The following is a 17,168-nucleotide window of genomic DNA, read 5'->3' as shown; positions in this document are numbered from 1 at the left end:
GTACAAGGAATATTCCTTGTACTTTTTTTGCAGAAAGGAAATGAGATGAAACGAGTATTATGTATATGGGCAATTCTTCTGTTTTCGAGTGCGATTGTTATTCGATTTTTTTATGCAAGTCCGTTTGCTGCAACGTGGGATGAAGTAGACTTTTCGCTTGCGCTAAAGCAATATGACATATTAGCGATGCAACCTCATTTCCCGGGTTATCCGTTTTTTATTTTAGGGGGAATGATGACGCATCTTTTTATAGAAAACCCTGTGCAATCGTTAGGGATTTTTAATGCGGTTATGGCACTTACTGCGGCTTTTCCAATGTATTGGATTGCACGTCGTTATGTAAGTAAAACGAGTGCCCTTATTGTTGTAGCTACACTGCAAACGAGCGGTTATTTTTCCATTTTAGTAACGCAGCCAATGTCAGAAGGAGCAGCATTAGCAGTGCTATGGTGGTATATGTGGAGTGTAGATCGAGCATTTCGGACGAATGAATTTCGAGCTCAATTTTGGCCGGTCATTTTCTTCGCGGTATTGATGGGAATACGTGTATCCTATGCACCGTTTGGAATAGCGCTTATTGTATTAGTATGGCAGCAGTGGCATGAAGAAAAATGGCGGTTTATTATCATATGCTGCACAGCTGTTCTTTCGCAAATTGTGTGGATTGGAGCACTTATTTGGAATATCGGCGGCTTGGCGGGATTATGGAAAATTTCGTTCGGATTTGTAGAAGGGCATTTTACAGAATGGGGCGGTGCGGTTACAGAAACGAGTGAACCGCTTATATCACGTCTATTTCGTTTGCTTTCCGAGAATATTGTATTTGCAGGAATCGGTGTTCATTCGTACGTTCTTGTAGGTTTCTTTCTTTTCTTTTTCCTTCTTTTTGTTTTACAATGGAAGAACATACGTTGCTATCCGAAATTATTTATAGCACTTGGCAGTGTATATTTTCTTTGGAATTTACTTGGACAAAATATCGATAAGCCGCGGCATTCTTATCCAATTGTAGCGATAGTACTTTTCGTACTTGCTATTTCATGGTTAAAAAGACATGGCGGAATTTTACTGCTGTTATTTGCAACGTTTCAACTTGTTGTTAGTATACCGCTTATGCAAGAACAAAAAGAAGCTGTACCTGCAATGTATCAGTTGGCGTCGTATTTACAAGAAAAACAGCAGCCGTTCATCGTATATACATGGGAAGAGACACGGGTTATGGAATATTTGCATGTACCATATGAACATAAACGTTTTTACACATATGACTATTTTTTACAAGATAAAAAATATCATAAGGATGATACAATATACGTTACGAATCATTTAATTGAAGGGTTTCAAAAACAAGGAATCGATATAAAAGGACAGGTAGAAGAAGTTGCCGTCTTTTGTTCTAACCCGTTATTTGATCCTGTTTATAATAAAATAATTTTATACGAGTGGAAGAAGTAAGAAAGGGGAAGTAGCGTGCACGATCATTTAAAAGAAAAATTAGCAATTTTACCAGATCAGCCTGGTTGTTATTTAATGAAAGACAAACAGGGTATAGTTATTTACGTTGGAAAAGCGAAAGTGTTAAAAAATCGTGTGCGCTCATATTTTACTGGTTCACATGATGGAAAGACACTCCGTCTTGTTGGAGAAATTGTTGACTTTGAATATATTGTCACCTCCTCGAACTTGGAGGCTCTCATTTTAGAGTTAAATTTAATTAAAAAATATGACCCAAAGTATAATATCCAATTAAAAGATGATAAAACATACCCATTTATTAAAATTACAGCTGAAAAAGAGCCGCGTTTGCTTATTACGAGAAATGTAAAAAAGGATAAAGGGAAATATTTTGGCCCATATCCAAATTCACAGTCAGCTCATGAAACGAAAAAGTTGTTAGATCGCATGTATCCGCTTCGGAAATGTACAAATATACCAGATAAAGTTTGTTTGTATTATCATATGGGACAATGCTTAGCGCCTTGTGTACAAGAAGTAACGGATAAACAAAATAAAGAAATTGTCGATGGAATTATTAAGTTTTTAAATGGTGGACATAAAGAAATTCGTTCGGAATTGGAAGCAAAAATGTATGAAGCATCAGAAAAACTAGAGTTTGAACGAGCGAAAGAATTGCGAGATCAAATTGCTCATATGGATGCAATAATGGAAAAGCAGAAGATGATTATGAGCGACTTAGTCGACCGCGATGTGTTTGGTTATGCGGTTGATAAAGGTTGGATGTGCGTGCAAGTATTTTTCGTTCGAAAAGGAAAGTTGATTGAACGGGATGTTTCGATATTTCCGATTTATGATGATCCGGAAGAAGGATTTCTAACGTTTATCGGACAATTTTATGAACAAAATAATCACTTTAAACCGAAAGAAATTGTTGTACCAAGCAGCATTGATCATGAATCGATTGGAAAGTTTTTAGACGTAGAAGCAACGCAGCCAAAACGGGGCCAGAAAAAGGAACTTGTCGACTTAGCGAGTAAGAATGCTACAATTGCACTGCATGAAAAATTTTATTTAATTGAACGCGACGAAGAACGCTCCATTAAGGCGGCCGAAAAATTAGGAGAACAGCTAGGGATAGAAACGCCTCATAGAATTGAAGCATTTGATAATTCTAACATTCAAGGGACAAATCCGGTTTCCGCGATGATTGTATTTAACGATGGAAAACCTGCCAAAAAAGAGTACCGTAAATATAAAATTAAAACGGTGCAAGGACCTGATGATTATGAATCGATGCGTGAAGTTGTGCGCCGTCGTTATACACGTGTTTTAAAAGAAAGCTTACCACTTCCAGATTTAATTGTAATTGATGGTGGGAAAGGTCATCTCGCTGCAGTATGTGATGTGTTGGAAAATGAACTCGGTCTTTCTATTCCAACAGCAGGGCTCGTGAAAGATGATAAACATCGCACGTCACATTTAATAATCGGTGAACCACCGGAACCTGTTTTATTAGAGCGTAACAGCCAAGAATTTTACTTATTACAGCGTATTCAAGATGAAGTGCACCGCTTTGCGATTACATTTCATCGTCAAATTCATGGGAAATCTGTCATTCAATCGGCATTGGATGATATACCAGGAGTCGGAGAAAAACGGAAGAAAACACTTTTAAAACATTTTGGCTCTCTTAAGAAAATGAAAGAAGCGTCTGTTGCAGACATTATAGAAGCTGGAATGCCGCAAAAAATAGCCGAAACTATTCATACGTATTTAACAGGGAAGACATTGTAAGTGGCAATGTCTTCTTTTTTTTGTAATCCAAGAATGTCACAAATAATAGAAAGTGACTGTTTATATTATAGAGAAAGTAAAACTTCCATTTCCTACAAAGGAATAAAAAAAGTCAACTGGACGTCATGTCTAGTTGACTAATGAATGTGCATTATACTTCGACAGGATCTTTTACATCCCATTGCACAAGAAATGTAACAGAGCTAGAGCGCTTTTTCTGTTCTTCGTAAGATTCCGCAATCACACTGCGTTGCTTTTGAATTTGCTCAGCGATAAAACCAGCTTCTAATTGGTAAGAAGAATGTCTTTTTTGTTGCTCACGTTCTTCAATAAGAGCACCTGTTAGTTTAAATTGCATTTCACGACGTTTATGTTCAATGATTGTTAAGTCGCCCCAACCAGCTGTTGTGAAAAATTGGATGATCTCATCAATTGTTTCTAACGGGTATTTTCGTGCTAAATTCCTGCCCGCCCAATATAAAATGGCATCTAGTTCTTTCCCTATTAAATCAGGGAGTAATTCTTCACGAAGCAATTCATAGGCAAACGCATTGATTGAAATATTTTGTAAAGATTCGCTCTCAATTCTTTTTGTACTCACAATATTCCCCACTTTCTATACTGCCAATATTATATACCATTTTATATATATAAACACAGCTATTTCTTTGGGGAAAATCTGATGTAGAGAATGAAAAAAGAATGTAAAAATTATATGCTGATTATGTATACGTTTTCTTGACGCTTCGACAAAAATAGGAGTAAAATGAACATGTTATCAAATTATGCTGAAATATTGCGAATAATTTTTTCAGTTTTTCTTATAACAATAGTGGTAAAATGCTATTGTTATAAAGTAATGCGACAAACAACAGTCAAACATTCGAGGGGGTAATGGGGACATGAAAGGCCGCGAGTATACATTTCGCAAGTGGCACTCGTTACTGGGTGTCATTCCAATTGGCGTCTTTATGACGCAACATTTAGTAATTAACAATTTTGCAACAAGAGGAGCAGAGGCTTTTAATAATGCTGCTCATTTCATGGAAGTGCTTCCATTTCGGTACGCATTAGAAATCTTTGTGATTTTCTTACCGATTTTGTACCATGCTGTATATGGTTTATATATCGCATTTACAGCAAAGAACAATGCAACATCTTACAGCTATTTCCGCAACTGGATGTTCGTTCTGCAACGATTTACTGGAGTAATTACACTTATATTCCTATCTTGGCATATTTGGGAAACTCGCATTCAAGCTGCGCTCGGACAAACGGTAAACTATGATATGATGGCAGATATTTTAAGCAATCCATTTATGTTTGGCTTCTATTTAGTTGGGGTTGTATCAGCTATTTTCCACTTTGCAAATGGATTATGGACATTCTTTATTAGCTGGGGTATCACAGTATCACCACGTTCACAGCGTATTTCTACGTATGTAACATTAGCAATTTTCTTAGCATTATCATACGTAGGAGTGAGCGCGTTATTTGCGTTCATTAATCCGAATCTAGCAAACTTGTAAGGAGTGGGAGAGCATGAAAGGGAAACTTATCGTAGTTGGCGGTGGATTAGCCGGCTTAATGGCAACGATTAAAGCAGCGGAAGCAGGCGTGAATGTAGAACTATTCTCTTTAGTACCAGTGAAACGTTCTCACTCTGTATGCGCACAAGGCGGCATTAACGGTGCTGTAAATACAAAAGGTGAAGGGGATTCTCCGTGGATCCACTTTGACGATACAATTTATGGAGGGGACTTCTTAGCGAACCAACCTCCTGTAAAAGCGATGTGCGATGCAGCACCTGGTATTATTCACTTAATGGATCGCATGGGTGTTATGTTTAACCGTACGGAAGAAGGATTACTAGACTTCCGCCGCTTCGGTGGAACGCAGCATCACCGCACAGCATTCGCTGGTGCAACAACAGGACAGCAATTATTATATGCGTTAGATGAGCAAGTACGCCGTCATGAAGTAGCAGGTCTTGTTACGAAATATGAGGGTTGGGATTTCTTGCGTGCTATTGTAGATGACGAAGGCGTATGCCGCGGAATCGTAGCACAAGATTTACAATCTATGGAGATTAAAAGTTTTCCAGCTGATGCCGTAATTATGGCAACAGGGGGCCCTGGTATCATTTTTGGGAAATCTACTAACTCTATTATTAATACAGGTACGGCAGCATCTGCTGTATATCAACAAGGTGCACATTATGCAAACGGTGAGTTCATCCAAATTCACCCAACAGCAATTCCAGGCGATGATAAATTACGTCTTATGAGTGAGTCTGCACGTGGTGAAGGTGGCCGCGTTTGGACGTATAAAGACGGAAAACCATGGTATTTTCTTGAAGAGAAATATCCTGCATACGGAAACCTTGTACCTCGTGATATTGCAACGCGTGAAATTTTCGATGTGTGCGTTGAGCAAAAACTTGGTATTAACGGCGAAAACATGGTATATCTTGACCTTTCTCATAAAGATCCGAAAGAGCTTGATATTAAACTTGGTGGTATCATTGAAATCTATGAAAAATTCATGGGTGACGATCCACGTAAAGTACCGATGAAAATCTTCCCAGCGGTTCACTACTCAATGGGTGGACTATGGGTGGACTATAAGCAAATGACAAATATTCCAGGATTATTTGCAGCAGGTGAGTGTGATTACTCTATGCACGGTGGTAACCGACTAGGTGCTAACTCATTATTATCAGCGATTTACGGCGGTATGGTAGCGGGACCAAATGCAATTGAATATATGAAAGGTCTTTCAAAATCATCAGATGCTGTTTCATCTTCTGTATATGAGCAAAATGAATTAATCGAAACGGAAAAATTCAACAATATTTTAACGTTAGATGGCAATGAAAATGCATATGTTCTTCATAAAGAGCTTGGAGAATGGATGACAGATAACGTAACAGTAGTTCGTGAGAATAAAAAATTATTAGATACAGATGCGAAAATCGTAGAGTTAATGGAGCGTTATAAACGCATTAACATTAACGATACAGCGAAATGGAGTAACCAAGGTGCTTCGTTTACACGTCAACTGGCAAATATGCTTGAATTAGCTCGTGTTATTACAATTGGTGCATATAACCGTAATGAAAGTCGCGGTGCACATTATAAACCAGAATTCCCAGATCGTGATGATGAGAACTTCTTAAAAACAACAATGGCGAAGTTTGAGGGAGCAGGACAGGCACCAACATTCCATTACGAAGACGTTGATATTTCACTAATCCAACCACGTAAGCGCGATTATTCTTCAAAACACGACGTAGCTGCTAAAGGAGAAGAGAAGGGGGATAAGCAACATGTCTGAGAAAACAATCCGCCTTATTATTACAAGACAAGACGGCCCAAACTCACAGGAGTATGATCAAGAGTTTGAAATTCAATATCGCCCAAATATGAATATTATTTCGGCATTAATGGAAATTCGTCGTAATCCTGTTGATACGAAAGGAAACAAGACAACACCTATTGCTTGGGATATGAACTGTTTAGAAGAAGTGTGCGGTGCATGTTCGATGGTAATCAACGGAAAGCCACGTCAATCATGTACAGCGCTTATTGATAAACTAGAACAACCAATTCGCTTAAAACCGATGAAAACATTCCCGGTTATTCGTGACCTGCAAGTGGATCGTAGTCGTATGTTTAACGCGTTAAAGCGTGTAAAAGCATGGATTCCGATTGATGGTACGTATGACTTAGGTCCAGGGCCGAGAATGCCAGAGAAGAAGCGTCAGTGGGCATATGAATTATCAAAATGTATGACTTGCGGTGTATGTTTAGAGTCATGTCCAAACGTAAACAGCAAATCTGACTTTATCGGTCCAGCACCGCTTTCACAAGCACGCTTATTCAATGCGCATCCAACGGGTGAAATGCATAAAGCGGATCGTTTACGTGCGATCATGGGTGATGGAGGACTTGCAAACTGCGGTAACTCACAAAACTGTGTACAATCTTGTCCAAAAGGAATTCCATTAACGACATCGATTGCTGCATTAAACCGTGATACAACGATTCAATCTTTTAAAGATTTCTTTGGTAGTGACAATAACTATTAATTTAAATTGCCTCTTCAGTTTTGAAGAGGCAATTTTTGTAGTTATATAAAGACAAGTTGAAAACACAACATACCCCCCCTTTTCTCTTAGGGTGGGCGAGAGCATCTAGCCATGAATAGATGCGGTCAAGGCCTTTTCTACCACTGGCGTTGGTAAAACAAAGAGATGAAACGAGTGCAGGTTATTTTTTGTTTTGCATAGCAGTGCATTTTGGTTTTAAATTTCCGAAAAATCAAATAATATTAAAGGGAGTATATGAGAAGGAGATGGGTGTTTGTGAAGAAGGTTCATTATATTGAAAACTTTGAAGAGTGGGCGAGTGCATTTTCATTTTATATTCCTATAAAGGTTCGTTTTTGTGAGACAGATATGTTTGGACATATGAATAACGGTGTTGCATTTACTTATTTTGAAGAAGCTCGTATTGAATTTTTTAAAGAACTCGGTTTTATGCAAGAATGGGTGCATGAATCATCAGAAACGATGATTGTAGTAGCGGATTTACAATGTAATTTTTTGAAACAGGTGTTCTTTGACGAGAACTTAAAAGTGTATGTAAAAGCGGAAAATGTCGGGAATTCGTCTTTAGATTTACACTATATGGTGAAGAACGAGGCGGGAGAGATTTGCTTAGTGGGACGCGGTGCGATGGTACAGGCTTCTAAAAAAACCGGAAAAGGAGTACCTTGGTCAGTAGAATGGAAACAAAGGTTATATTAAAAAAATAAGAGAGTACAAAACTCTCTTATTTTTTGTCTTCCGTTGCTTCTTCTAATGTCAGGTGATGTGTATATAAATATGTAGCATGCGGATTGCCGACAAAACGAAGATGCCATGGCTCATAAGCATATTCTGTAACGTTTGTTTTATCTTTCGGATAACGGATAATAAATCCAAATTCGTGAGCATGCTCCGCTACCCATTTTCCTTCAGGTGTTTCTCCGAATACAGGCTCCAATTGGCAATTTGCCGAATTAGAACTAATATCCATAGCAAGTCCCGTTTGATGCTCGCTTGTTCCTGGAATGGCACTTAACGCATCAGCGGCTTCTTTTCCTTGCCGGTTTACGTATGTGTTATGTAATGATTGTTGTCGTTTATAAGAACGAAATCCAGATACAGCCGTAAGTTCAATTCCTTGTTTTTTTGCTGTTTCAAACATTGTTTCTAGAGCATCCGCTGCGGGCTTACGAAGCAATGATTTTTCTTTATCTTTCGGGTTTAAAAACGGAACATTTGGTTTTGTTAAATCATCTGGTGTATATGAGTCTGGTAGCTTTCGATGCTTATTGACTAACACAAGTAATGAATCAGGATTATTGACAAGGCTAAATTGATCATCTGTTTTTTTAGCTGTCGCACTCGCTTTTGGGAACGGAGGAATCTCTTCTTTTGGATGTTCAGTATGCTTTTTTATTTCAACTGCTTCTGCTTGGTTATTTCTCAAAGGTTTGGAAAGAACATTTATTAAAGAAACAACAATGAGAATAACAATCGAAATTAAAAGGGTCCTTTTTATAATTCTTTTTTTCATCATTTTTGACCGATATATTCCTTTCGTTCTTACTTAAATATCTTTTTACATTATAAATCTATCTTCTATAAAAAGGAACAAAGGAGTCGTGACGTAATGAAAATGAAAAAAATTTGTAAAAAAAAGTCGATTTTTATGTTGTTTTTTTAATTGATACAATAATAATCTTCCCCAATTGCTATTTTTTATGTAATATATATATAAAAGGATATAACAATTAAGTTTCGTTTAAATTTTTAATTGTATCGAACGATTTAGGAGGGAACAAAGATGGATTTAACAACGATTATTGGAATTATTCTTGGGATAATTGCTGTTGTAGTAGGAATGTTTTTAAAGGGGGCTGCCCTTAGCGCTTTATTAAATCCGGCAGCATTTACAATTATATTTATTGGGACAACTGCAGCAATTTGTATTGCTTTTCCGATAAATCAACTAAAAAGAATTCCTAAGTTACTCAAAGTTATTTTTGGTAGGAACAAAAAAGAAATGACGTATGAAGAAATGTTAGATTTATTTGTTCATTGGACGTCAGAAAGTAGAAAGTATGGTATTTTATCTTTAGAACAGCAATTGGATAAAGTGGAAGATGAATTTCTGATGAGGGGTTTGAAATTTGTAATTGATGGTGTAGCATCAGAGGATCTTGAGCAAATATTAGAGTCGGAAATTGAAGCGATAGAAGAGCGACATAGAAAAGGAGCTAGCATTTTCTCACAAGCTGGTACATATGCACCGACACTTGGTGTTTTAGGGGCTGTAATTGGTCTTGTAGCTGCACTTGGGAATTTATCAGATATTGATAAATTAGGTCATGCGATTTCTGGTGCATTTATTGCAACAATTTTTGGTATTTTCTCTGGGTATGTTTTGTGGCATCCATTTGCAAACAAATTAAAACAAAAGTCTGCACAAGAAATTGAAAAGAAACGTTTAATGGTCGAATGTTTATTAATGCTTCAAACTGGCACTTATCCGTTTGTTATGAAGAATCGTATTTTAGGTGCACTCTCTGAAACTGAGCGTAAAAAGCTAGAACAGGGAGCGGAAAAAGATGAGTAGAAGAAAGAAAAAGGAGAAAAAGCATGAAGAGCATATCGATGAAACTTGGTTAATTCCATATGCAGATATGTTGACTTTGTTATTTGCACTATTTATTGTTTTATTTGCAATGAGCAGCATTGATGCAGCAAAGTTTAAACAAATGGCTGTTTCCTTTAAAGATGAACTTTCAGGCGGAACGGGTAAGAAAGAGTTTTTAAGTGATCAAAAACCAAAAGCTGAGAAAGATTTATCTGAAAAACGTCCTGAATCTGAAAAAATCAAACAACAAGCAGAAGCGGAAGTAAAGCAGCAAGAAATGAATGAGTTAAAAGCAGTACAAAAAAATATTGATAAATACATTGAGGAGAAGGGGCTTCAATCTTCATTTAAAACAGAGCTCACAGAACGTGGATTAATGGTAACAATTGAAGATAAAGCACTTTTTGACTCTGGACAAGCTACTGTGAAGTTAGAATCGCTGAATATGGCGCAAGAGATGTCCTCATTATTAGTTGCAGCATCTCCTCGAGAAATTACTGTATCAGGATATACGGATAATGTTCCAATCTCGAATGCGAATTTTGCTTCTAACTGGGAGTTAAGTACGCAGCGTGCCGTTAATTTTATGCAAGCACTGCTCAAAAACAAGCAATTGCTTCCGCAAAAATTTAGTGCGATTGGCTACGGAGAATATCGTCCTGTCGCATCGAATGACACTCCGGAAGGAAGAGCAAAAAATAGACGGGTAGAAGTATTTATTTTACCTCTTATAAAAGATAAAAAATAAAGGATGGCATTGTGCCACCCTTTATTTTTTATCTTCAAATGATTTTAAGTTGTCTCTGCGAATTTTATCTTTATCTGCATCAGATTTTTTAAAGTCATAGTCATATAAAGAACCTTCCCAGTCACCATACATAGGATTTGGGAAAACGATAAATTTCTCACCGAATTGTGCTTTTAACTCTTCTACCTTCTTATTACGATCTTGCGTCGATAATCCATCAAAACCAATGAAGTCTGATAAATTATCACCAAATAATAAGACGATATCATGCGTTTGTGAAACGAGTTCACGACGTTTTTCTTTTCCTTTTTCTTTCGGCTCTTGTAGTAAAATGTGTTCTTTCGTTGCTTGCGGAGCACCGATACGTTCTAAATTTTTAATCGTCGCATCTAATTGATTCGTTTTACGGTTTGAAATGTAGTAAATATCTACACCTTTTGATTCTGCATGTTTTAAGAAGTCAATTGCACCAGGAAGAGCTTCCGCTTCTGCTTTATTAATCCAGTCATCCCACTTATAAGGATAGCCTTTTCCTGTTTTCACAGACATTGCCTGATGTGGACTGTTATCAACAACAGTTTCATCCAAGTCTAGTACAACAGCTGGTTTCTTGCTTGTCCCCTTAGCAAGAGCTGCATCTAGCTTTTGTGTACCGATGTTGTAGCCTTGGTGGTATAATGCTTTTGCTTCACCAGATGTCTGATACCATAAGTCAGCCATCAATTGTTGATCTGTTAGTTGGACTTTTTCTTCTTTTGCTTTTGCTGATGTCTGTTCTGCCGAGTTGCATGCTGTTAAAGTTGTAGATAACAATGCAACAGATAATAGTGTTGTTAATGTTCTCTTTTTCATGGTGTCCTCCTAAAAAATATATATTTTACTTATTAATTATATCACGATAATGTGATAACAAAATAAATAAATGCAATTTTGCATATTGATATACGTATATAATTTAGTATGTGCAATGTTATAATAAAATATGGTAAAAATATACGTATTTTGAATATTATTAAACCGATAGGACTAATTTTAAGGAGAGAAAAGTATGACATTGCAGATTCAACAATTAACCAAGCAGTTTGGTGAAAACGTTGCAGTGAATCATCTAAATCTTACTTTGCCGAAAGGTGAAGTATTAGGACTGCTAGGACGAAACGGTGCAGGAAAAACAACGACCATTAAAATGCTGTTAAGTTTATTAACGCCAAATGGGGGCAGTATTACGTGGGATAAGAAAGAAATCTCAGAGAGTGGTGTAACAATTGGTTATCTTCCTGAAGAGAGAGGTTTGTATACGAAAAGTCGAGTAATTGATCAACTTCGCTATTTTGGAAGATTAGAAGGAATGACAAAAAAAGAAGTAGATGCAGCCATTGATTTTTGGTTAGGAAGATTAGCAATCCCTGAATATAAGTATAAGGTTGCAGGGGAATTGTCGAAAGGGAATCAACAAAAAATCCAATTGATCGCAGCGCTTCTACATGCCCCGGAGTTACTCATTTTAGATGAACCATTTAGTGGATTAGATCCTGTAAATGCTGAAATGCTAGCAAATATTATTGAAGAACAAATTCAAAGAGGGAAAACCATTATTTTATCAAGTCATCGTATGGAACAAGTTGAATCGTTTTGTCAGCATGTGTGTATTTTGAAGCAAGGCGAAGCGGTTGTAGAGGGTCACTTAAGTGATATAAAAAAAGAATACGGATTTCGAAATTTAACAATTGAAGATAACGAAGAAAATAAAAAAGCGTTGGAAACATTACAGATTGTGTATGAGAAACGTCTTGGTTATCTTTATATTAAAGTTCAGGAAGATACAGAAGCCCTATCAATCTTACAAAAATTACAAGACAAAGGTGTGCATTTACGTCAGTTTAAAATGCTGGAACCGACCTTAAATGAAATCTTTGTAGAAAGGGCGAAATAAGAATGCGTAAATTTTTTCATGTGTTTTCATTTTATTTTAGAGAATCATTTCTTTCTAAAAAATCACTGATTACAAGTGGTATTTTATTTTTAGTGGTATTTGGGATTTTTGCTTTTAATCACTTTACTTCTGATAAAGATAAAAATAAAGACAAAGATAAGCTCGCAATCGTAATGGATAGTTCGACGTATATGGTGCAAGAAGAGGTGCTAAATAAAATTCTTCCATCGGCCCAAATACGAGTAGAAAAGAAAGAAAAGTTAGAAACACTTCATAAACAAGTTGAAGAAGGAGAGTTAGACGGTCTTTTTCACGTTATAGAAAAAAATGGAGTTCCCGAAGTAACGTATATGTACAATGGTTTTCCGAGTAAAGAAACATCTACTATTATAGCAAGCTATTTAAAACAGCAATATACACAAGTGATTCTTTCGAACCATAAGGTGCCGTCTGATGTAGCGCAGCAGTTACAAATGGATGTTTCGGTGAAAGAAGAAGCGATAAAAGATCGTGCTTCCTCTTTCGGTATTGCATATGTGTTTATATTTGTACTGTATATGTTTATCATAGCGTTCGGAAATACTATTGCGATGAATATTGCATCCGAAAAATCTTCTCGTGTTATGGAGATTATGCTTTCGAAAGTGAAACCACTGTATATGATGTACGCTAAAATTCTTGCTGTTGTTACAACGGCGTTACTGCAAATTGCTATCCTTGCATGTGGTGTTCTCGTTCCGGTTTTAATTGGATGGATAGATTTAGATAATGCATCTTTATTTGGGCTTCCGATTGATTTTGCGAAGTTAGATGCAAAAGTTATTAGTCTGTTTATTGTATTTTTCATTACTGGCTATTTATTATATGCGATGATGTATGCGGCAGCTGGAGCTGTTGTATCAAAAACAGAAGACTTACAATCCGTATCATTTCCAGTTGCAATTTTAATTATGGCAGCGTTTTTTATAAGCATGAAATCACTATCAGATCCAAACAGTACAATTGTTGTGATTAGTTCATATATTCCTTTCTTTACACCGATGGTTACATTCTCACGGGTTGTAGCTGGAGAAGCTGGTGCTTTAGAAATTAGCACTGCCTTATCGTTATTACTTGCGACAATCTTCCTTTTAAACTTTATTACAAGTCGCATTTACGTAAACGGTGTTATGAGCTATTCCGATAAAGTGAAGTTTAAAGATCTTGCTAAATTTATAAAGCGTCATTAATTTAGGGAAATCCTGATTCTTTCGTAAGTAAATCAGGATTTTTTCTCTGTCTTTAGAATGCTTTTATTTTATATACTGATGGAAGTTTCACTTTATATAACGAAAGAAAGTGGTATATAATAAAAGGTACGTTATTTTTTATGAATGATAGAGAATGGTATAAAGGAGGGGAATACAAGTGGGGATTAGTAGTCGTTTTACGGTGGCTGTTCATATGTTAACATTGCTAGCAGTTGATAAAACTTCACGTTGTACGTCTGAATGGATTGCTGGTAGTGTTAATACAAACCCAGTCGTTATTCGCCGAATTACAGGGATGCTAAAAAAAGCAGGACTTGTTGATGTGCAAGCTGGAAAAGGCGGTACTTCTTTAGCTCAGGATTTAGATGAAGTGACGTTACTTGATGTATACAAAGCGGTTGAAGTTATGGAAGAAGGACATTTATTTTCTTTTCACGATAATCCAAACGTACAATGTCCGGTTGGAGCAAACATTCAAAATGTGTTAGAAATTATATTATTGCAAGCGCAAGAAGCAATGGAAAATGTACTTGCAAATGTAAAAGTAAAACAGCTGGTTACGAATTTAGAAGAAAAAATAAAACAATAAAAAAGAACCTAGCCTTCTATCATGCGAGGTTAGGTTCTTTTTCATTAAGCGTTACGCACTGTGAAGCGTTGACGTAGGAATTGAGGAGTTTCTACTTCGTCTAATAAAGCAACAGCGTAGTTTGGAATAGAAACGCGGCTTTCGCCGTTTTCATCTGTTAATAATTGATCTGTACCTGTTACATATTTGTCTGTGCGTTCCCCTGGTTCGATCATTGCAGCAGGACTTAAATTTGTCCAGTTAAAGTCCGATTGTTTATATACTTCTAATGCATCGCGGTGCGCTAAAGCGATTGGTTTCCAATCTGCAGGAAAGTCTGGTGTATCCACAACTTGTAAGCCAGGGGCTACTTCTAAGCTACCTGCACCTCCAACTGATACAAGACGAGAGACGCCAGCTTGTCTTACCGCTTGTAATAAAGAATGTGTTGCTTCTACAAGTTTCTCCTCTTCACCATGTTTAGGACCAAATGCACTAATTAATACGGCATGATTTGCTGCTTCTTTTGCAATGCTGTTTGCATGGAAGATATCACCTGTTACAACATGTAAATTTTCATGTGTTGTTTCTACGCGAGATGCATCACGCACAATCGCCGTTACTTCGTGCCCGCGTGTTAAAGCTTCCTCAATGATTTGTTTTCCGATGTTACCAGTTGCGCCTACTACTGCAAGTTTCATGTTTATTCTCCTTTTCACTTTGTTTTATATAAAAGTGTATTTATCTGCGAATGAGTTGTAACTATCTTGATTGCAACTTTATGTAACTATTATAGTTACACTATTTCTTCTTTGTCAATACAAAAAACAATTTGGGAAAGGAGAATAAAATATAGAAAAGGCACCGCAAAAAGCAGTGCCTTTATTCATAAGAACTTGGCATGAGCAATATAAGAATGAAATAAGCTAAAAAACCTGTTCCGAAACATAAGATAGCGATTAGCCAAAGAATGCGAATCATACTTGTGCTTACGCCGAAATATTCTCCTAAACCACCGCATATGGCGAGAAACACTTTATCTGTTGAAGATTTACACAATCTTTTTTCTGTCATGAACGCCTCTCCTTTTCATGATTGATCATTTTTTATGTAGAAATGAACAGGAACTATCGAATTATAATGCGCTTTTAGGGAGGAGATGACTGCATTATCCTGCATTAGAGGACAATGCTTCTGGAAGTGAAAATAAATTTTTATAAATACATGCAATTTCTGCTTAATTGTATTCACCACGCCTTGTTTCTATTCATACAATATCTTGACTAAATAAACACCCAACTTACACACATACAGCTCTGGCTTAAGCAAGGAGGGTTATACCAATTGAAGGAAAAAGAATATCAATCTAAACCGTTGCTCACAAAAAGAGAAAGAGAAGTGTTTGAGTTACTCGTTCAAGATAAAACAACAAAAGAAATTGCAAGTGAACTTTTCATTAGTGAAAAGACCGTACGTAACCATATTTCAAATGCAATGCAAAAGCTAGGAGTTAAGGGACGCTCACAAGCAGTTGTCGAGCTCCTTCGTATGGGAGAGCTTGAACTATAAAGGATGAAGCCGGCTTTCATGTAAAGAAAAGCCGGTTATTTTTGTATCTTGCAAATTACTAGGAAAAGGAGGAAAATGAAAAGGTCTATTCATGTACATAAGGTGAACCTTCTATTATTCTATGAATGAGTGCACTGTTTGGAAATGTACAGTTAGATTATGAAAGAGAAAACGGGGCGATTGTTTTGAATAGAGCGATTGGTGTAATTGATTCAGGTGTTGGTGGTTTAACCGTAGCGAAAGAATTAATTCGGCAATTACCGAAAGAGCGAATTATATATTTAGGAGATACAGCACGTTGCCCGTATGGTCCGCGATCTCGTGAAGAAGTAAGACAATTTACATGGGAAATGACAGAGCATTTACTAGCGCAGGATATTAAGATGCTTGTAATTGCTTGTAATACAGCAGCGGCAGTTGTGCTTGAAGAAATGCAAAAGGAATTACCTATTCCGGTTGTAGGTGTTATTCATCCAGGTGCGCGTACGGCACTTAAAGTGACAAATACGTATCATGTGGGTGTAATTGGAACGATTGGAACAGTGAAAAGCGGTGCGTACGAAGAAGCGTTAAAATCGATTAACAACCGCGTATTAGTAGAGAGTTTAGCTTGCCCGCCGTTTGTTGAGCTTGTAGAGAGCGGGAATTTTGAGAGTGAAATGGCGTACGAAGTGGTAAGAGAAACATTGCAACCATTGAAGAACACGGAAATTGATACGTTAATTTTAGGGTGTACGCATTATCCGATTTTAGGACCAGTTATTGGGCGGGTTATGGGCGATTCTGTACAATTGATTAGTTCAGGTGATGAAACAGCTCGTGAAGTAAGTACGATTTTGTATCATAGTAAGATGCTGTATCATATAGAAGAGCAAAGTGATCATCTTTTCTTAACGACAGGGGAAATTGATGTGTTTAAAGAAATTGCTTCAAAGTGGTTTGGACAACCAATTGAGAATGTGAAGCATATCGCTTTATAAGTAGCTATTAGTGAGGAAAAAGCATTTAAAGGCCATCTTTATTCAGATACATACTGAATAAAGGTGGCCTTTTGTTTGACCGAAAATCATAGTTTAAAGATGAATGAAATCAGGATCAGTGCTTTATTGTCCATAAGAGCTCGTAACCTCTGATGGATGTT

At 36.9% G+C, this 17,168-nt stretch carries 18 protein-coding genes; 13 read left to right on the top strand and 5 right to left on the bottom strand.

What is annotated here, in order from left to right:
- Nucleotides 1-45: 45 nt before the first annotated feature.
- Nucleotides 46-1,455 carry a glycosyltransferase family 39 protein gene (locus V7024_RS02375; protein WP_335515115.1) on the top strand — a complete coding sequence of 470 codons (1,410 nt, stop codon included), beginning with the start codon at nt 46-48 and terminating at the stop codon, nt 1,453-1,455.
- 15 nt (nt 1,456-1,470) lie between these two features.
- Nucleotides 1,471-3,252: an excinuclease ABC subunit UvrC gene (gene uvrC, locus V7024_RS02370; RefSeq protein WP_335515112.1), complete on the top strand. Its 1,782-nt coding sequence runs from the start codon at nt 1,471-1,473 to the stop codon at nt 3,250-3,252.
- 151 nt (nt 3,253-3,403) lie between these two features.
- Here the strand turns inward: uvrC and V7024_RS02365 are convergent, their stop codons facing one another.
- Nucleotides 3,404-3,853 (bottom strand): YslB family protein, encoded by a 450-nt coding sequence (locus tag V7024_RS02365; RefSeq protein WP_335515108.1) that lies wholly within the window; start codon nt 3,851-3,853, stop codon nt 3,404-3,406.
- Between the two features lie 301 nt (nt 3,854-4,154).
- Between V7024_RS02365 and V7024_RS02360 the strand changes: the two genes are divergently transcribed.
- The 4 genes from V7024_RS02360 to V7024_RS02345 all read left to right on the top strand — a co-directional run bounded on the left by V7024_RS02360 (nt 4,155) and on the right by V7024_RS02345 (nt 8,062).
- The gene (locus V7024_RS02360) at nt 4,155-4,781 is read left to right on the top strand and encodes a succinate dehydrogenase cytochrome b558 subunit (RefSeq protein WP_098914143.1); all 627 of its coding nucleotides are present in this window, start codon (nt 4,155-4,157) and stop codon (nt 4,779-4,781) included.
- A 13-nt stretch (nt 4,782-4,794) separates the two neighbouring features.
- Nucleotides 4,795-6,588: a succinate dehydrogenase flavoprotein subunit gene (gene sdhA, locus V7024_RS02355; protein ID WP_335515104.1), complete on the top strand. Its 1,794-nt coding sequence runs from the start codon at nt 4,795-4,797 to the stop codon at nt 6,586-6,588.
- Nucleotides 6,581-7,342 (top strand): succinate dehydrogenase iron-sulfur subunit, encoded by a 762-nt coding sequence (gene sdhB, locus V7024_RS02350; protein ID WP_098914139.1) that lies wholly within the window; start codon nt 6,581-6,583, stop codon nt 7,340-7,342. Before sdhA ends, sdhB begins: the two co-directional genes overlap by 8 nt.
- 276 nt (nt 7,343-7,618) lie before the next feature.
- Entirely contained in the window at nt 7,619-8,062 is a 444-nt protein-coding gene (locus V7024_RS02345) for an acyl-CoA thioesterase (RefSeq protein WP_335515097.1), read from the top strand.
- 25 nt (nt 8,063-8,087) lie between these two features.
- On the opposite strand, the gene V7024_RS02340 is transcribed toward V7024_RS02345, so the two are convergent.
- Nucleotides 8,088-8,879, bottom strand: coding sequence for a M15 family metallopeptidase (locus V7024_RS02340; RefSeq protein WP_335515094.1), 792 nt, complete (start codon nt 8,877-8,879; stop codon nt 8,088-8,090).
- 267 nt (nt 8,880-9,146) lie between these two features.
- On the opposite strand from V7024_RS02340, the gene motA reads away from it, so the two are divergent.
- Together motA and motB are read left to right on the top strand one after the other, a co-directional pair.
- Nucleotides 9,147-9,938, top strand: a complete 792-nt coding sequence (motA, locus tag V7024_RS02335) for a flagellar motor stator protein MotA (RefSeq protein ID WP_335515091.1) — start codon at nt 9,147-9,149, stop codon at nt 9,936-9,938.
- The gene (gene motB / locus V7024_RS02330; protein ID WP_335515088.1) at nt 9,931-10,707 is read left to right on the top strand and encodes a flagellar motor protein MotB; all 777 of its coding nucleotides are present in this window, start codon (nt 9,931-9,933) and stop codon (nt 10,705-10,707) included. The genes motA and motB overlap by 8 nt, the downstream gene beginning before the upstream one ends.
- A gap of 21 nt (nt 10,708-10,728) precedes the next feature.
- On the opposite strand, the gene V7024_RS02325 is transcribed toward motB, so the two are convergent.
- Nucleotides 10,729-11,559, bottom strand: coding sequence for a 5'-nucleotidase, lipoprotein e(P4) family (locus tag V7024_RS02325; protein WP_335515082.1), 831 nt, complete (start codon nt 11,557-11,559; stop codon nt 10,729-10,731).
- Between the two features lie 196 nt (nt 11,560-11,755).
- Between V7024_RS02325 and V7024_RS02320 the strand changes: the two genes are divergently transcribed.
- From V7024_RS02320 to V7024_RS02310, 3 genes are all read left to right on the top strand, one after another.
- Nucleotides 11,756-12,640, top strand: coding sequence for an ABC transporter ATP-binding protein (locus tag V7024_RS02320; protein WP_335515080.1), 885 nt, complete (start codon nt 11,756-11,758; stop codon nt 12,638-12,640).
- A 2-nt stretch (nt 12,641-12,642) separates the two neighbouring features.
- On the top strand, nt 12,643-13,869 hold the full coding sequence (locus V7024_RS02315) for an ABC transporter permease (protein WP_335515078.1): 1,227 nt from the start codon (nt 12,643-12,645) through the stop codon (nt 13,867-13,869).
- A 178-nt stretch (nt 13,870-14,047) separates the two neighbouring features.
- The gene (locus V7024_RS02310; RefSeq protein WP_335515076.1) at nt 14,048-14,479 is read left to right on the top strand and encodes an Rrf2 family transcriptional regulator; all 432 of its coding nucleotides are present in this window, start codon (nt 14,048-14,050) and stop codon (nt 14,477-14,479) included.
- 44 nt (nt 14,480-14,523) lie between these two features.
- Here V7024_RS02310 and V7024_RS02305 read toward each other — a convergent pair whose 3' ends face one another.
- Nucleotides 14,524-15,159, bottom strand: coding sequence for an NAD(P)-dependent oxidoreductase (locus V7024_RS02305; protein ID WP_335515073.1), 636 nt, complete (start codon nt 15,157-15,159; stop codon nt 14,524-14,526).
- Between the two features lie 181 nt (nt 15,160-15,340).
- A complete protein-coding gene (locus tag V7024_RS02300) occupies nt 15,341-15,532 on the bottom strand; it encodes a PspC domain-containing protein (RefSeq protein ID WP_335515070.1) in 192 nt (63 codons plus the stop codon).
- Between the two features lie 270 nt (nt 15,533-15,802).
- On the opposite strand from V7024_RS02300, the gene gerE reads away from it, so the two are divergent.
- Together gerE and racE are read left to right on the top strand one after the other, a co-directional pair.
- Nucleotides 15,803-16,027: a spore germination transcription factor GerE gene (gene gerE / locus V7024_RS02295; RefSeq protein ID WP_020060005.1), complete on the top strand. Its 225-nt coding sequence runs from the start codon at nt 15,803-15,805 to the stop codon at nt 16,025-16,027.
- 179 nt (nt 16,028-16,206) lie between these two features.
- Nucleotides 16,207-17,007, top strand: a complete 801-nt coding sequence (gene racE, locus V7024_RS02290; RefSeq protein WP_335515363.1) for a glutamate racemase — start codon at nt 16,207-16,209, stop codon at nt 17,005-17,007.
- The last annotated feature ends 161 nt before the right edge of the window (nt 17,008-17,168 follow it).

The sequence above is a fragment of the Bacillus sp. JJ864 genome, from assembly GCF_036963045.1.
Lineage (GTDB): Bacteria > Bacillota > Bacilli > Bacillales > Bacillaceae_G > Bacillus_A > Bacillus_A pseudomycoides_C.
Note: the sequence above shows the minus strand (reverse complement) of the source record. Positions and strands in the feature narration are given on the sequence as shown.

Bases quoted from the DNA above. Each gene is read 5' to 3' on its own strand.
- V7024_RS02375 (WP_335515115.1), top strand. From the start codon at position 46: ATGAAACGAGTATTATGTATATGGGCAATTCTTCTGTTTTCGAGTGCG.
- V7024_RS02360 (WP_098914143.1), top strand. From the start codon at position 4,155: ATGAAAGGCCGCGAGTATACATTTCGCAAGTGGCACTCGTTACTGGGT.
- sdhA (WP_335515104.1), top strand. From the start codon at position 4,795: ATGAAAGGGAAACTTATCGTAGTTGGCGGTGGATTAGCCGGCTTAATG.
- sdhB (WP_098914139.1), top strand. From the start codon at position 6,581: ATGTCTGAGAAAACAATCCGCCTTATTATTACAAGACAAGACGGCCCA.
- V7024_RS02340 (WP_335515094.1), bottom strand. From the start codon at position 8,879: ATGATGAAAAAAAGAATTATAAAAAGGACCCTTTTAATTTCGATTGTT.
- motA (WP_335515091.1), top strand. From the start codon at position 9,147: ATGGATTTAACAACGATTATTGGAATTATTCTTGGGATAATTGCTGTT.
- motB (WP_335515088.1), top strand. From the start codon at position 9,931: ATGAGTAGAAGAAAGAAAAAGGAGAAAAAGCATGAAGAGCATATCGAT.
- V7024_RS02325 (WP_335515082.1), bottom strand. From the start codon at position 11,559: ATGAAAAAGAGAACATTAACAACACTATTATCTGTTGCATTGTTATCT.
- V7024_RS02320 (WP_335515080.1), top strand. From the start codon at position 11,756: ATGACATTGCAGATTCAACAATTAACCAAGCAGTTTGGTGAAAACGTT.
- V7024_RS02315 (WP_335515078.1), top strand. From the start codon at position 12,643: ATGCGTAAATTTTTTCATGTGTTTTCATTTTATTTTAGAGAATCATTT.
- V7024_RS02305 (WP_335515073.1), bottom strand. From the start codon at position 15,159: ATGAAACTTGCAGTAGTAGGCGCAACTGGTAACATCGGAAAACAAATC.
- V7024_RS02300 (WP_335515070.1), bottom strand. From the start codon at position 15,532: ATGACAGAAAAAAGATTGTGTAAATCTTCAACAGATAAAGTGTTTCTC.